The following is a 12,293-nucleotide window of genomic DNA, read 5'->3' on the forward strand; positions in this document are numbered from 1 at the left end:
CGGCGGGCCCTCGATCAGTCTTCCGCGCCCCCGGCGATGGCGAGCGCGATGAGGGCGTAGGCGCGGGCCGCGACGCCGAGGTCGGTGATCCGGACCTGCTCGTCCGGCTGGTGCGCCTGGCCCGTGATGTCGCCGGGACCGAGGATCACGGTCGGCGTGCCGCTCGCCTGGGCGACGAAGCCGCCCTCGCAGGCCGCGGTCCACCCCGTGATCCGGACGTCCTGGTCGAGCGAGCGGAGCGCGTCCGCCGCGGCCGAAACGACCGGGTCGTCCTCCGTGGTGCGGAAGCCGGGCATCACCATGTCGACGACGCCGCGCACCTCGATCCGCTGGGCATTGGCCGCGCCCGATGAGGCGATCGCCTCGCGTGACTGCGCGAGCAGCTCGGCCAGAATCAGCTCGGGATCCTCGCCGGGCATCGTGCGGCGATCGATCGTCAGCTCGGTGACCCTCGGCACCATCGACGTACCCGAGCCGCCCGCGATCGTTCCCACATTCCAGGTCGGGTTCCCGAGCAGCGGATCGCCCTCCCCCGCACCGGCCTCGGCGTGGAGCTCGCGCACCACGTCGACGAGCGCGGCCGCCCCGTAGATCGAGCTCGCGCCGTCCTCCGGGCGTCCGGCGTGCGCCGAACCGCCGAGCACCTCGACGTGGAGATTCGCGGCGCCGCGGCACCCGATGACGATCTCGAGATCCGTCGGTTCGGCGACGATGCAGGCGAGGTACCGGCGCAGTCCGTGCTCCGCCAGCCAGGTCTGCACGCCGAGCGCGCGATCCTCCTCGTCGACGGTGCACAGGAGCTCGAGCCGGATCCCTGGCGCGACCGCGGCCACCGCGGCCATCGCCTCGAGCACCGCGGCGAGCCCGCCCTTCATGTCGGTCGCGCCGCGGCCGATGATCATGCCGTCGGCGATCCGCGGCACGAACGGGTCCGCGGTCCACCCCTCGCCAGCGGGCACGACGTCGCTGTGGCCGAGGAACAGCACCGCGGGGCCGTCCTCCGGGCCGATCGACGCGAGCAGATTGGGCCGTCCGGCCGCGATCTCCTGGAGCTGCACGCGCGCGCCGATCCGCTCGCAGATCGCCACGAGGCGGCGCACCGTCTCCGCCTCGGTCCCGCCGGGGTTCTCGCCCCAGCCCGCGATGAGCTCGCAGGTGTCGGCGACGATCCGGTCGTCGTCGATGAGCGCGAGGGCGCGCGCCGCGGCGGTCATCGCGCGGCCCCCGTCGCGCCGTTCGCCCCGGCGATCGCGCGGTCGAGACGCCCGATCCCCTCGGCGATCCGCGCGGGAGACGAGGTGGCAAAGCAGAGCCGCAGCGCGTTCCGCATCGACCCGTCGACCGTGAACGCCGGGCCGGGGATGTAGGCGACTCCCTCGGCGAGCGCCGCGGGGAACAGCTCCTCCGTGTCGATCCCCGCGAGATCGTTCGTGAAGGTCACCCACAGGAAGAAACCGCCGTCGGGATCGGTCGCGATCGCGCGATCGCCGAAGGCGCGCGCCAGTTCGTGGCGCATTGCGAGCTTCCGCTCCCGGTAGAGCGGCTGCAGCCGCGCGAGGTGGGGTTCCAGGGCTCCGCGCTCCAGGAAGCGGGCAACGGCGTGCTGCACGGGCACGCTCGAGCACGTGTCCATCGCCTGCTTGGCGGCGATCGCGCGGGCCCGGGTTGCGGGGTCGACGTCGATCCAGCCGGTGCGGAGCCCCGGCGCGACCGTCTTCGAGAAGGTGCGCACCTGGAACAGCAGCGGGTGATCGGGGGCGATCTCGGCGAGGCTCGGAACGGGGTCGCCGTCGAAGCGCAGCATGCCGTACGGATCATCCTCGATGATCACGGCACCCCAGCGCTCTGCGAGCTCGAGCAACCGCTCCTTGCGCGCTCGGCTCAGGGTCACGCCCGTCGGATTCTGGAAGTTCGGGATCGTGTAGATCGCCCGCGGCGGACGCCCCGCCCTCTCCACGATCCCGGGCAGCACCTCGACGACGAGACCGTTCTCGTCGGTGGGCGCCCCGACCACTTCGGCGCCGTAGCTGAGCGCCGTCGCGTGTCCGTTGGAGTAGGTTGGCGCCTCGACGATGACGAGGTCGCCGGGATCGACGCAGAGCTTGAACGTGAGGTCGAGGCCCTGCATGCCGCCCGTGGTCACCACGATCCGCTCGTCGCGGGTCGGCGCTCCGGCCTCGGCGGCGAGGCGGAGGATCTGCTCGCGCAGCCGGGGCTCGCCCTCCGACTCGCCGTAATCGAAGCGTCCGGAGCGAGTCGAGGCAAATGCCTCATCGAGCGCGGCGAGCGGCATGAGATCCTCGCTCGGGGCACCCATTGCGAAGCGCACGATGTCGTGCTGCTGCTCCGCGAGGAGCGCCGTCGACGAGTCGATCACCGACCCGATGAGCTCACGCCGCGACCGCGGCATTTCGAGCTGTCCGGTGCTTCTCATCAGGACTCCTTCACGATCAGCTTGCGTGGGGCATCGGTCAGGACGTCGGCTCCGCCCGGGGCGACGCGGATCGACTCCGACACCTCGAAGCCGTATCCCGTCATCCACATGCCCGCGATCACGTGGAAGGTCATGTTCTCCTGGAGCTCGGTCGTGTCGTCGCGGCGGATACTCACGGTCCGTTCGCCCCAGTCCGGCGGGTAGCCGATCCCGATCGAGTATCCGAGCCGGGACTTCTTCTCGAGGCCGTACCTCGCGAGCACCGCGTCCCACGCCGCGGTGACGTCGGCAGGGGTGTTGCCGGGGCGCAGCTCGGCGAGGGCGGCGTTCAGGCCCTCGACGGTCGCACCGGCGAGCCGGTCGAGGTCCCGGCTCGGCGCGCCGAGCGAAACCGAGCGGGCGAGCGGCGCGTGGTACCTGCGGTGCGCGCCCGCGAGCTCGATCGAGGCCGCGGAATTCGCCGCGAATTTCTCGGCGGTCCAGGTGAGGTGCGGCGTATCGGCGCCGTCGCCGTAGAGGAACATCGGCACGATCGCGGGGTAGTCGCCGTCGGCGCCCTCGACGCCGCGCGCCTGCGCCGCCATCACCTCGGCGGCGAGCTCGTTGAGCGGCCGCCCCTCCTCGATCGCGTCGATCGCCGCGCGCATCGCTCCGCTCGCGACCCTGCCGGCGAGCCGCATCTGCGCGATCTCCCAGTCGGACTTCACGAGCCGCACCCAGTTGACGAGCTCGCGGCTCTCGACGAGGTCCCACTCGGGGATCCCGTCGCGGAGCGCGAGGAAGGAGCGAACGGCGAAGAAGTGCGCGTCGCCCTCGAAGCCCACGCGGCCAGGGGTCGCGTGGCCGCGCTCCCGCAGCTGCTCGGCGACCCAGGCCATCGGGTGATCGTCCGGCCGATGCACCAGGCGCTCGGGATACCCGAGCACGTCCTCCGCGTAGCGGACCGCGGTGCGGTGCGCGCCGAGCGCGTCCATCTCGCGCATCGCGAGCACCGGGGCACCCTCGAGCGGCACGAACAGGATCTGCGGCGTGTAGAACGACCAGGCGTTGTACCCGCTCAGATAGTAGATGTTCGCCGGGTCCGCGACGACGAGACCCGTGAGCTCCGCGTCACGCATCCGGCCGCGCACCCGCTCGAGCCGCGCATCGAGTTCGGCCGGGGACACCGCGCCTGCAGACATGTCTTCCTCCTTTGGAATGCTTCTCCCCCCACCATACGAACTGTCGACAATTCGGTGAAGATGCGAAAAGGGAACGGTATTATTCACTTTGAGTGAACGAAGGGAGCGCCGTGCTCGACGTTGCAAAACTGAGCCTCCTCCGCGAGGTCGCGGTCCACGGGGGAGTCACGAGCGCGGCACGAGCGCTGCGGATGACGCCCTCCAACGTGTCGCAGCAGCTCCGGCGGCTCGAGCGCGACGCGGGCGTCGCGCTCCTCGAACCGCGCGGTCGAGGCGTCGGACTCACCCCGGCGGCCGAACGGCTCGTCCGTCGCGCCGAGGACGTGCTCGCGATCCTCGAGGAGGCGGAGTCCGATCTGGCGGCGGAGCGCTCGGCTGGCGCCGGCAGCGTCCGCCTCGCCGGGTTCCACACCTTCGCCGCCGGCCTGCTCGGCGACGTGATCGCGCGGCTGCACGCGAGCGCGCCGGGCCTCGAGCTCGAGTTCGTGCAGGCCGATCCGGAGGAGGCGTTCGACGAGGTGCTCTCGCGCCGCGCCGACCTCGCCGTCATCGACGAGTACGACGGTCACCCGCTCGCCCCCGTGCCCGGCCTCGTGCGGATCCCGATCGGCACCGAGCCGATCCGCGCCCTGCTCCCCGAGGGTGCCAGCGATCCCGCGACGATCGACTGGGCCATGGAACCCGCCCCGAGCGACGCGTTCCGCTGGGCTCGCGGGGTGTGCCGCGCCGCGGGATTCGAACCGCGGGTGCGCTTCGTCTCCCCCGATCCGAACGTGCACAGGAGCCTCCTCGAACAGGGGGTCGCCGCGGCGTTCCTCCCCGCGATCGTCGCCGACGGTCTGCCGTCGCGGATCCGCGAGGTGGTCGATCTGCCCGGCCCGCTCCGACGCACGCACGCCCTCATCCTGCGCCGCGGCACCGAGCGGAGACCCCGGATCGCCGCCTGCCGGGCGGCCATCACCGACGCTCTCGCCGCCGCGCTCGGCGGGCCCGGATCGGACGCGGGAGCCGCCGATGCGCAGCGCGGCGCGGCGCGCATCGAGGCTCACGACACCGTGTAGCCGCCGTCGGCCGGCAGCACCGCGCCCGTGATGAACGCGGACTCGGGCGACGCGAGAAACACCACCGCGCCGGCGACGTCCTCCGGCCGGCCGAGGCGACCGAGCGGTACGCGATCGCTCACGTGCGCCTCAGCGGCCGCCGGATCCGGCTGCTCGGCGAGCCAGGCCTCGATGAGCGGTGTCCTCGTCATCCCCGGCGCGACCGCGTTCACGCGGATCCCGAGCGGGGCGAGCTCGACTGCGGCCGCGACCGTGAAGGCGTTGATCGCGCCCTTCGAGGCCGCGTAGCCCGCGACCCCCGGCATCCCGACGACCGCGAGACGCGAGCTCACGTTGACGACGGCTCCGCGCGCGTCGCCGAGCCGCGGGGCGAGGCGGCTCGTGAGCAGCATGGGCGACACGGTGTTCAGCGCGAGCGTCTCGAGCAGCGATGCCCGATCGAGGTCCGCGATCGCGTCGTTGTGCCGACGGCCGACGTTGTTGACGAGGGCCGTGAGCGGGCCGAAGCGCTCGAGCGCGCCCGTAGCCGCCGCGACGGCGTCCGCGGCGCGGGGGTCCGCGTGATCCACGCGCAGGAAATCCAGGTGGGGCCCAAGATCCGCGTCCGGTTCCGTGCGCCCGGTCACCACGACGCCAAAGCCGCGCGCGACGAGGCCGCGCGCGATCGCGAGCCCGATTCCCGAGGCGCCACCCGTCACGAGCGCCGTTCCCAGCGGCCGCGCTGCAGGGCACGGCTCGGGTCCCGACTCGGGCCGCCCGCTCATCGCCCGGCTCCAGCCCAGATGCCCGCGCCGTCGAAGCTCGCCTCGCCGCCCCGAACGGTTGCGAGCACCTCGATGCCGGCGATCCGCGATGGATCCACCGCGCACGGATCATCACCGAGGAAGACCAGATCGGCGAGCTGACCGGGGACGATCGCGCCCTTCTTGCCGCCCCAGCCCGTCACCTCCGCTGAGCCGACCGTGTACGCCCGGAGCGCCTCCCGAGGCGTGAGCCGCTCGTCGGGCCCGTACACCTCGCCGCTCGGCGTCACCCGTTCCACGGCCGATTGGATCACCGCGAGCGGCCGCCCGTCCGCCACGGGTCGATCCGAGCTGCCCGCGACGGGCAGGCCCGCCCTGAGCAGGCTCGCGAGCCGGAACGATTGCGCGGAGCGCTCGGCGCCGATGTAGTCCCGGAAGCCGTCGCCGTACACGCGCATGAAGTAGGGCTGAGCCACGATCGAGGTTTCGAGCTCCGCGAGCCTCGCGAGCTGACCGTCGGTGACGACCCCGCCGTGCTCGATCCGGTGCGGGAGCGGGGGCCGAATGCCCTGCGCTCTCAGCGCGCTCAGGATCTCGATCGCGAGTTCGACCGCCTCGTCGCCGACCGCGTGCATCGCGAGCGCCCAGCCGGCCCGGCCGGTCGCGATCGCGCGCTCCCGCATCTCGGCGACATCGCCCTGGAAATAGCCGTGATTGCCGGGGCAGTTGTCGTATCCGCCCGACATTCGCGCCGTGTTTCCGAGGATGGAGCCGTCGAGGAACATCTTCACGGGCCCGAGCTGCAGCCGCTCGTCGCCGAGCCCCGAGCGCAGCCCGCCGGGAAGGCCCTGAAAACTGCCCCGATCCGCTGCGGCGCCGAGCGGCACCTCCTGGAGCACATCGCCCACCAGCATCGCTTGCATGCGGGTGCGCAGCAGGCCGCGCTCGAGCGCCGTTTGGTAGGCGGCGAACTCCTGCGGGCTGTGCCCGATCCAGCCGCCGCCGATCCCGGCGTCGGTCACGCTCGTGAGCCCCTCGGCCGCGTACGCCTCGGTCGCTGCGGCGAGCGCCGCGACGATCTGGTCCTGCGGCGCGGGCAGCAGATGATCCTGCACGAGCGCCATCGCGGTCTCCTCCAGGAGCCCGGTCGGCCGGCCCGACGCGTCGACCACCACGGAACCGCCGTCGAAGCGCTCGCTTCCGTCGATCCCGAGCAGCCGCATCGCGCCAGCGCTCACGATGCAGGCGTGGCCGGACGTGTGCTTGATCCAGACGGGCCGCCCGCCCGACGCGCGGTCCAGGGCCTCGGGGTCGGGATACCGCCCGCCGAGGTCCATCTGGTTGAAACCCGCTGCGACCAGCCATTCCTCGGGCCCGAGCCCGGTGGCGGCGCGCTCAAGGCGACGATACAGCTCGTCGAGGTTGCCGAGCCCGGAGAGGTCGGCCTCGAGGAGCGTGTGCCCGAACCACACCGAGTGGGCGTGCGCGTCGTTGAAGCCGGGCGCCACGGTCGCGCCGCCAGCGTCCACGCGGCGATCCGGTTCCAGGCCATCGCAGTCCGCTTCGCCGACCGCCACGATCCGCCCGCCGAGCAGGGCGATCGTGCTCGGCGGCTCGGATCCCGCTGTGCGCCGGCCCAGGCCGTGGGCGGCGGGCGCCGCTCCCTCGCGGCGCCCGCGGCTCGCGCGGCCCTCGTTGCCCTCGCTGCCCTCGCTGCCCTCGGCGAGCGTCAGAACTCTGGCGTTCTCGACCAACGTGTCGACGCGCACGCGCGCCCCCTCTCGAATCAGTGCGGACGGTCTCAGGGCCCGGACGGCGCCCCGCGATCAGGCCTCGCCGGGGGCCGGGATCCGCTGCCCCGCAGGCACGACGCTCACGGGGGCGGTCCGGATCGAAACGCCCGTGGTGTCCTTCATCGCGAGCGCGGCGATGAAACCGATCACGCAGGCGCCCATCATGTAGACGGCCGGCATGAGCACGAAGCCGGTCTTCTCGATCACGAACTCGTTCACCATCGGGGCCGTTCCACCGAACAGGGCCGTGGAGACGTTGTACGTGATCGCGAAACCCGCGTAGCGCACGTGGGTGGGGAAGAACGCGGGGAACGTCGCCGAGATCGTCGAGAGCTGCGGCAGGTACAGCAGGCCGAGCACGATGAACGCGATGATCGCGCCCACGAGCCCCTGCCGCATGAGCAGGTAGAGCGGGATCGCGCCGATGAAGAGGCCAGCGAGCGAGAACAGCCACATCGGCTTGCGGCGCACCCGATCAGAGAGCCGGCCGAAGAACGGCACGCAGATCATCATGCCGAACTGGCCGACGAACATGACGATCAGCACGACGGTCGGGTCGAGGTTCACGGTGTGCTCGAGATAGGTGGGCATGTACGTGAGCAGCGTGTAGTTGACAACGTTCAGCGCGATCACCAGGCCCGCCATGATGAGCATGGCCTTCGCGTAGTGCGTGAACAGTTCCCGCCAGATGCCGCGGTGCTCGTCCGCGCCCTCCACGGCCTGCTGCGCCTCCTGCTCCTGGAACACCGGGGTGTCCTCGAGCTTGCTCCGCAGGTACAGGCCGATCAGGCCGAGCGGGCCCGCGATGAGGAACGGGATGCGCCAGCCCCACTCGGCCATGGCGTCGTGGCCGACGATGAGGCTCGTGACGAGCACGATCAGCGAGCCGAGCGCGAAGCCGCCGAGCGTGCCGGCCTCGAGGAAGCTGCCGTAGAAGCCGCGCTTCTTGTCGGGAGCGTACTCGGCCATGAACGTCGCCGCGCCGCCGTATTCGCCGCCGGTCGAGAAGCCCTGGACCATGCGGAGCAGGATCAGCAGAGCGGGAGCCGCGATGCCCCACTGCGCGTGGGTCGGCAAGAGCCCGATCGCGAAGGTCGACGCTGCCATCAGGATAATCGTCAGGGCGAGCACCCGCTTACGGCCGAATTTGTCGCCGAGGGGGCCCCAGAACATGCCGCCGAGCGGGCGCACGAGGAAGGACAGCGCGAAGGTCGCGAGCGTCCAGACCGTTCCCGCTCCCGTGTCGGACGGGAAGAAGTTGATGGTGATGTAGGTCGCTGCGACGGCGTAGACGCCGTAGTCGAACCACTCCACCGCGTTGCCCATCGCCGAGGCGGCGATGGCCTTGTGGAGCGTGGACTTGTCGACCTCGTGGTGCGATCCGGACGCGCCTCCTCCGGCGCTCGGAATATCGGTGTGGGTCATGTGAATCTCCTCCTGAGCTGCGTTGCTGACTTGGGGACTACGGTTTCGAGGCTATCGCCTCACTGTGTAACGGCTGTGGTGTTCTTCGCGAACAGGGCACCGAGCTGGGGGATCACCGGCGCGATCCCCGCCAGCCGCAGGCCCTGCCACAGCGTCACCTGGTTCGCGGTGAGCACGGGCTTCCCGAGCGCCTCCTCGAGCCGGTTCACGATCCTCGCGGTGTGCATCGCCGTGTCGGGCAGCAGCACGATCTGCGCCTCCTCCGGGTTGTTGCTCTCGGCGAGGGCGACCACGCCGTCGTCGTCGAGCTCGCCGGCGAGTGCCGCCGTCTCGATGTCGTGACTGACGAGCGAGACGACGGTGATCCCCGCGTCCTGGAGCAGCTTCCGGAAGTGCCGCGACACGTCCTCCGGGTAGGTCGCCGCGATGGCCACGCGCTCCGCGCCGAGGTGCTGGATCGCGTCGACGAACGCGAGGGAGGTCGACGAGGCCGGGATCGCGAGGGCATCGCCCACCTCCGCGGCCTGTCGTCGCGCGCCCTCGAGGCCGAAGACGAAGCTCCCCGACGTGCACGCCCACATGATCGCGTCCGGTTCATCGGCGCGCAGCGCCTCGGCGCCCTCGAGCAACCGCTCGCTCCTCCCGAGATCGAGCAGCGCGTCCACCTCGTGCGCGTCCACTCCGACGGAGGTGTGCACGAGGGCGAGCCTCACGTCGCCCGGCACGATCGACTGCAAGTAGGGGTAGTCGTCCTCGGCCCCGTAGCCGGGGTACAGGAATCCGATGGTGGGCATTGCGTGTTCCTCCAGATCTCGCGGACATCGTCGTCCGCCCTCGCCACTCTAATCCAACATTAGGATTGTTGACAATCTCTGTCTCGCGGTTCTACGCTGACCGGACGACCCCACACGAAGGAGTGCCATGAGCCGATACATCACCATCACCCTCGTCCAGCGCGGAATCAGCTGCCGCGCGCGCCTCCTCGACGACGAGGCCCCGCGCACCGCCGGAGCCGTCTGGGACGCCCTCCCCCAGGAGGGGCAGGTGTACCACGGCAAATACGCCCGCAACGAGATCTACAACCTCGTGCCGTCCTTCGCCCCCGCGGAACCGGGCCCCGAGAACACCACGATCACGCCCATCCCCCGCGACGTGTGCTACTTCAGCTTCACGGCGACCGAGCTGGGCGCCCCGGGCTACGGCTACCGCGCTGGCGAGGGCGGCGACACCGGCGAGGGCATCGTCGACCTCGCGGTCTTCTACGGCCGCAACAACCTCCTGATCAACGGCGATCGCGGCTGGATCCCCGGCAACGTGTTCGCCACGATCGAGGACGGCTTCGAGGAGTTCGTCGACGCCTGCCAGGACCTCTGGATGAACGGCGCCTCGGGCGAGACCCTGCGCTACGAGCGGGCGTAGGCGCGAGCGTCGCGTCGCCCAGCAACGCGACGGGGCCGCGGGATCACCTGATCCCGCGGCCCCTGCGGCTTTCCGGGGTCAGTGCCCCGTCACCGCCTCGAGGAAGCGCCGCGTCCGCTCCTCGCGCGGGCTCCCGAACAGCTGATCGGGCGGACCCTGCTCGACGACCTGCCCCTGGTCGAACATCACCACGCGGTCGGAGATCTCCCGCGCGAAGCGCATCTCGTGCGTGACCATCAGCATCGTCATGTTCGTCGTCGTCGCGAGCCGGCGGATCACGTTCTGCACCTCCCCGATGAGCTCGGGGTCGAGGGCACTCGTCGGCTCGTCGAACAGCATCACCTCGGGCTGCATGGCGAGCGCCCGCGCGATCGCGACGCGCTGCTGCTGGCCGCCGGAGAGCTGCGGCGGGATGTGCTTCATGTGGTCCTTCAGGCCGACGAGCTCGAGGAGCTCGGTGGCGCGGGCGACGGCGTCCGCCTTCGACATGCCCCGCACCTGGATCGGCGCCTCGATCACGTTCTCCAGGACCGTCATGTGCGGGAACAGATTGAACTGCTGGAAGACCATCCCGATCTTGCGGCGGGTGCGGGCCGTCTGCTTCGTCTCCCGCGCCCGATCGCCCTTCCGGACGTCCCACAGCACGTCGCCGCCGACGGTGACGAGACCGACATCCGGGGTTTCGAGGGTCATCAAGATGCGCAGAATCGTGGTCTTTCCCGAGCCGGAAGGCCCGATGATCGACACTTTCTCGCCCGGCTTGACGTCGAAGTCGAGGCCGCGGAGCACGCGGTTCTCGCCCCACGTCTTGCTCACGTTCTCGAAGGAGATCGCGACGTCGAGGTCGTCATCGGGGTTGTTCAGGGTGTGCAGGATGTCAGTGTGCGGGGACAAGGCGGTGCTCCAATCGTCGAATGAGCAGCGAGCAGGGGAAGCTGACGGCGAGGTACAGCAGCCCGGCGATCGTGATCGGTTCGAGGTAGCGGTAGAAGTTGCTGCCGATCTGCAGCGAGGTGCCCATGAGCTCGAGGATCGTGATCGACGACAGGATCGCCGAGTCCTTGAACATCATGATCAGGTAGTTTCCGAGCACCGGGATGATCGGTCGGACCGCCTGGGGCACGACGATCCGGAACCAGGTGCGGGCCGCAGGCAGGCTGAGCGCTTTCGCCGCCTCCCACTGCCCCTGCGGGAGCTGCTCGATGCCCGAACGGTACACCTCGGCGGTGTAGGCGCTGTAGTTCAGGCCGAGCACCACGATGCCGGTCGGAAGCGGGTCGAACGCGATCCCGAAGTAGGGCAGCACGAAGTACGCGATGTACGCCTGCACGAGCAGCGGCGTGCCGCGCACGAAGGAGACGTAAAACGCCGCGAGGTGCGACACGACGGGGATCCTGATGAACCGGAGGACCGCCATGACGAGGCCGACCGCGAGGCTGATGACGAACGCGACGAACGTGATCCACAGCGTCAGCAGGAAGCCGTTCCACAGATCGGGGAAAATCTGCGCGACGAAGTTGTTATCCCAGATGTTCATCGCGACACCGCCCCGATCAGGGTGCGCTTACGGGTGTCGCGCAGCGCCTTCCGGTCCAGCGCGAAGCGGCGCTCGAGGAACCGCGTAATCCACCCGATTCCGAGCGAGAGCAGGTAGTAGATCACGAGGATCGTGAGGAAGAGCTCCACCGTCGCGCCCGTCACGGTGCGCGCGTTGAAGGCGCGCCAGGTGAGATCCGAGACCGTCACGAGGGAGACGAGGGAGGTGTTCTTCAGCAGATCGACCATGACGTTGCCGAACGAGGGCAGCATCGCCGGAATCGACTGCGGGATCAGGATCCGCCACAGCCGTTTCACCGGGCCCATGCCGAGCGCGATCGCGGCCTCGGTCTGCCCACGCGGGCGGGAGCGGATCGTGCCGCGCACGACCTCGGCGGCGTAGGCGCCCTCGTTGAGGCCGAGCGCGAGCACGCCAGCGAAGACCGGATTGAGTTCGATGCCGAGAAACGGGAGCGCGTAGAAGAACCAGAACATCTGCACGAGCAGGCCCGATCCGCGGAAGAACTCGACGAAGATGTACGACGGCCAGCGCAGGAACCCGTGCTGGGACAGCCCGGCCAGCCCCGCCGCGAACGCGACGAGGATGGTCAGGGCCGCCCCGAGCACGGTCACGAGGATCGTGACCAGAAGCCCCTGCCCCATCAGGGCCGAGTACTCAATGACTGCATCCATGGGGAACT

General features: G+C 70.4%; 12 protein-coding genes. 2 read left to right on the forward strand and 10 right to left on the reverse strand.

Going from position 1 to position 12,293, the window contains the following annotated elements:
- Nucleotides 1-14: 14 nt before the first annotated feature.
- Genes JD292_RS07410 through JD292_RS07420 form a run of 3 tightly spaced genes read right to left on the reverse strand, consistent with a single transcriptional unit; the run spans nucleotide 15 to nucleotide 3,615 of the window.
- Nucleotides 15-1,214: a M20 family metallopeptidase gene (locus tag JD292_RS07410; RefSeq protein WP_200132106.1), complete on the reverse strand. Its 1,200-nt coding sequence runs from the start codon at nucleotides 1,212-1,214 to the stop codon at nucleotides 15-17.
- Nucleotides 1,211-2,434 carry an aminotransferase-like domain-containing protein gene (locus tag JD292_RS07415; RefSeq protein ID WP_200132107.1) on the reverse strand — a complete coding sequence of 408 codons (1,224 nt, stop codon included), beginning with the start codon at nucleotides 2,432-2,434 and terminating at the stop codon, nucleotides 1,211-1,213. The genes JD292_RS07410 and JD292_RS07415 overlap by 4 nt, the downstream gene beginning before the upstream one ends.
- Nucleotides 2,434-3,615 (reverse strand): M24 family metallopeptidase, encoded by a 1,182-nt coding sequence (locus tag JD292_RS07420; protein WP_200132108.1) that lies wholly within the window; start codon nucleotides 3,613-3,615, stop codon nucleotides 2,434-2,436. The genes JD292_RS07415 and JD292_RS07420 overlap by 1 nt, the downstream gene beginning before the upstream one ends.
- Before the next feature lie 92 nt (nucleotides 3,616-3,707).
- Between JD292_RS07420 and JD292_RS07425 the strand changes: the two genes are divergently transcribed.
- Complete coding sequence (locus JD292_RS07425) at nucleotides 3,708-4,676, forward strand: LysR family transcriptional regulator (protein ID WP_200132109.1); 969 nt, start codon at nucleotides 3,708-3,710, stop codon at nucleotides 4,674-4,676.
- Here the strand turns inward: JD292_RS07425 and JD292_RS07430 are convergent.
- From JD292_RS07430 to JD292_RS07445, 4 genes are read right to left on the reverse strand one after another with little or no spacing between them, the layout of a single operon-like run.
- Nucleotides 4,661-5,440, reverse strand: coding sequence for an SDR family NAD(P)-dependent oxidoreductase (locus JD292_RS07430; RefSeq protein ID WP_200132110.1), 780 nt, complete (start codon nucleotides 5,438-5,440; stop codon nucleotides 4,661-4,663). The two genes, JD292_RS07425 and JD292_RS07430, sit on opposite strands and share 16 nt — an antisense overlap.
- Nucleotides 5,437-7,188 (reverse strand): amidohydrolase, encoded by a 1,752-nt coding sequence (locus tag JD292_RS07435; protein ID WP_200132111.1) that lies wholly within the window; start codon nucleotides 7,186-7,188, stop codon nucleotides 5,437-5,439. Before JD292_RS07435 ends, JD292_RS07430 begins: the two co-directional genes overlap by 4 nt.
- Before the next feature lie 57 nt (nucleotides 7,189-7,245).
- A complete protein-coding gene (locus tag JD292_RS07440) occupies nucleotides 7,246-8,637 on the reverse strand; it encodes an MFS transporter (protein ID WP_233613799.1) in 1,392 nt (463 codons plus the stop codon).
- 59 nt (nucleotides 8,638-8,696) lie between these two features.
- The gene (locus tag JD292_RS07445; protein WP_200132112.1) at nucleotides 8,697-9,431 is read right to left on the reverse strand and encodes a maleate cis-trans isomerase family protein; all 735 of its coding nucleotides are present in this window, start codon (nucleotides 9,429-9,431) and stop codon (nucleotides 8,697-8,699) included.
- A gap of 127 nt (nucleotides 9,432-9,558) precedes the next feature.
- On the opposite strand from JD292_RS07445, the gene JD292_RS07450 reads away from it, so the two are divergent.
- Nucleotides 9,559-10,056: a DUF3830 family protein gene (locus JD292_RS07450; protein ID WP_200132113.1), complete on the forward strand. Its 498-nt coding sequence runs from the start codon at nucleotides 9,559-9,561 to the stop codon at nucleotides 10,054-10,056.
- Nucleotides 10,057-10,134: 78 nt separating this feature from the next.
- Here JD292_RS07450 and ehuA read toward each other — a convergent pair whose 3' ends face one another.
- The 3 genes from ehuA to ehuC are packed head-to-tail and all read right to left on the reverse strand — an operon-like array spanning nucleotide 10,135 to nucleotide 12,285.
- Nucleotides 10,135-10,920, reverse strand: coding sequence for an ectoine/hydroxyectoine ABC transporter ATP-binding protein EhuA (ehuA, locus tag JD292_RS07455; protein WP_233613842.1), 786 nt, complete (start codon nucleotides 10,918-10,920; stop codon nucleotides 10,135-10,137).
- Nucleotides 10,921-10,933: 13 nt separating this feature from the next.
- The gene (gene ehuD, locus JD292_RS07460) at nucleotides 10,934-11,593 is read right to left on the reverse strand and encodes an ectoine/hydroxyectoine ABC transporter permease subunit EhuD (RefSeq protein WP_200132114.1); all 660 of its coding nucleotides are present in this window, start codon (nucleotides 11,591-11,593) and stop codon (nucleotides 10,934-10,936) included.
- On the reverse strand, nucleotides 11,590-12,285 hold the full coding sequence (ehuC, locus tag JD292_RS07465) for an ectoine/hydroxyectoine ABC transporter permease subunit EhuC (protein ID WP_200132115.1): 696 nt from the start codon (nucleotides 12,283-12,285) through the stop codon (nucleotides 11,590-11,592). The genes ehuD and ehuC overlap by 4 nt, the downstream gene beginning before the upstream one ends.
- Nucleotides 12,286-12,293: the final 8 nt, after the last annotated feature.

It is taken from the genome of Leucobacter edaphi (genome assembly GCF_016522535.1).
Lineage (GTDB): Bacteria > Actinomycetota > Actinomycetes > Actinomycetales > Microbacteriaceae > Leucobacter > Leucobacter edaphi.

Excerpts from the sequence above, each read along its gene's own strand:
- JD292_RS07410 (WP_200132106.1), bottom strand. The coding sequence starts at position 1,214 with ATGACCGCCGCGGCGCGCGCCCTCGCGCTCATCGACGACGACCGGATC.
- JD292_RS07415 (WP_200132107.1), bottom strand. The coding sequence starts at position 2,434 with ATGAGAAGCACCGGACAGCTCGAAATGCCGCGGTCGCGGCGTGAGCTC.
- JD292_RS07420 (WP_200132108.1), bottom strand. The coding sequence starts at position 3,615 with ATGTCTGCAGGCGCGGTGTCCCCGGCCGAACTCGATGCGCGGCTCGAG.
- JD292_RS07430 (WP_200132110.1), bottom strand. The coding sequence starts at position 5,440 with ATGAGCGGGCGGCCCGAGTCGGGACCCGAGCCGTGCCCTGCAGCGCGG.
- JD292_RS07440 (WP_233613799.1), bottom strand. The coding sequence starts at position 8,637 with ATGACCCACACCGATATTCCGAGCGCCGGAGGAGGCGCGTCCGGATCG.
- JD292_RS07445 (WP_200132112.1), bottom strand. The coding sequence starts at position 9,431 with ATGCCCACCATCGGATTCCTGTACCCCGGCTACGGGGCCGAGGACGAC.
- JD292_RS07450 (WP_200132113.1), top strand. The coding sequence starts at position 9,559 with ATGAGCCGATACATCACCATCACCCTCGTCCAGCGCGGAATCAGCTGC.
- ehuD (WP_200132114.1), bottom strand. The coding sequence starts at position 11,593 with ATGAACATCTGGGATAACAACTTCGTCGCGCAGATTTTCCCCGATCTG.
- ehuC (WP_200132115.1), bottom strand. The coding sequence starts at position 12,285 with ATGGATGCAGTCATTGAGTACTCGGCCCTGATGGGGCAGGGGCTTCTG.